This is a genomic window from Aeromonas sp. QDB30, from assembly GCF_027707645.1.
Lineage (GTDB): Bacteria > Pseudomonadota > Gammaproteobacteria > Enterobacterales > Aeromonadaceae > Aeromonas > Aeromonas caviae.
In genome coordinates, this window is the sequence record NZ_JAPCIY010000173.1 from 1 (window position 1) to 1,236 (window position 1,236).

The window sequence follows — 1,236 nt, forward strand, 5'->3', positions numbered from 1 at the left end:
GCGAGCAGCTATCACCCAGTAATGGGAATCCCCCTCCTGTGACGCGAAGCGCTAAGGTGGGGGAGGATGTCAAGCTCGCACCCCTGATAGGGATTGATGGAGCGACTGAAGGGAAGATCCGGCGAATCGTTGTAGCTGATGATGCTGCGGGCGCTGATCTCCGTCACCTCGGTGCGGGGAGCGCTGGCGGCAAATGCCGCGTCCCAGTCGCTCTGACTCCAGCCGTCGTCAACGGTTTCTATTTGCGGGCCGCTGAAGCGGTGCTCGACATTGTGGTTCGCGCCTCGTCCTGCCATCACATCACCAATGCACTGTTTATATATACAGTTATTTTGCTGTGTCGCCCGTCAAACTGCAAGTTCGCAAAGAGCGACCCCATGAAAGAGGGTGAACCCAGGTGATCTCCTGCTTGATCTGTTGCTACATTTCGTTTACATAGACGAAATGCGAACCAGATCACGGAAAATGTCATGCAACCTACTATCGCCCGCTGGCTCTTCATCGCCCTCATTGCGCTGGTCATCTGGCGTCTGATCCCGCTCTCCACTGAGCAGGAGCTGGCGGCGGCCAACCGCGCCTGGCGGACAGGGCACTTTGATGAGGCGACCCGGATCTGGACGCCGCTGGCGGAGCAGGGCCAGCCACGGGCACAGGCGCTGATGGGTTGGAGCCATGAAGTGGGGCAGGGGAGCGAGCAGGATATGGATCGCGCCATCCGACTCTATCGTCAGGCTGCGCAGGCGGGGGACGCTTTCGGCCAGTATCGGCTGGGAGAGGTCTATCTGCGCGGGGCCGGGGTGAAGCGGGATCTGCACGAGGCGTTTCGCTGGATGGAGCTGGCAGCCAGGAACGGTGATGTGCCCGCCATGCTGAAGGTGGGCATCCTGCAACTGATGGGGGTCAACGGGCGGGTTGAACTGGCCGAGGCGAAGCAGTGGCTCTATCAGGCCTCGCAAAAGGGCAACAAGATGGCACTCCAGGTGTTGCAGGAGATGGCGCTGGCCGAGGAGGGGCGCAGCGCCTTCGATTTCAATGGCCACTCTTTTCTGAACGCCGGTTAGGGATCAACGGCTGGCGGTGACTTTGCCGGGCGTCACGTCGGTGACATAGAGGGTACTGCGCTCGGCACTGTGGACGATGCTGCATACCTCCCGCTTGCTGCCATCTTAAATGCGAAAGGGGACTCCCTCCGACGTAGGTGGGAGGGGAATTTCGCCGGGGCGTCAGCCCCGCTGG

Annotated in this window: 1 protein-coding gene and 1 pseudogene; one reads left to right on the forward strand and one right to left on the reverse strand. The window is 60.8% G+C overall.

The annotated features are described in order from the left end of the window. Nucleotides 1–74 precede the first annotated feature (74 nt). Nucleotides 75–296: pseudogene (locus tag PG896_RS20970) on the reverse strand (PA0069 family radical SAM protein); the annotation flags it as partial. Between the two features lie 174 nt (nt 297–470). Between PG896_RS20970 and PG896_RS20975 the strand changes: the two are divergent. Continuing rightward, nucleotides 471–1,061, forward strand: coding sequence for a tetratricopeptide repeat protein (locus PG896_RS20975; protein ID WP_052815418.1), 591 nt, complete (start codon nt 471–473; stop codon nt 1,059–1,061). The last annotated feature ends 175 nt before the right edge of the window (nt 1,062–1,236 follow it).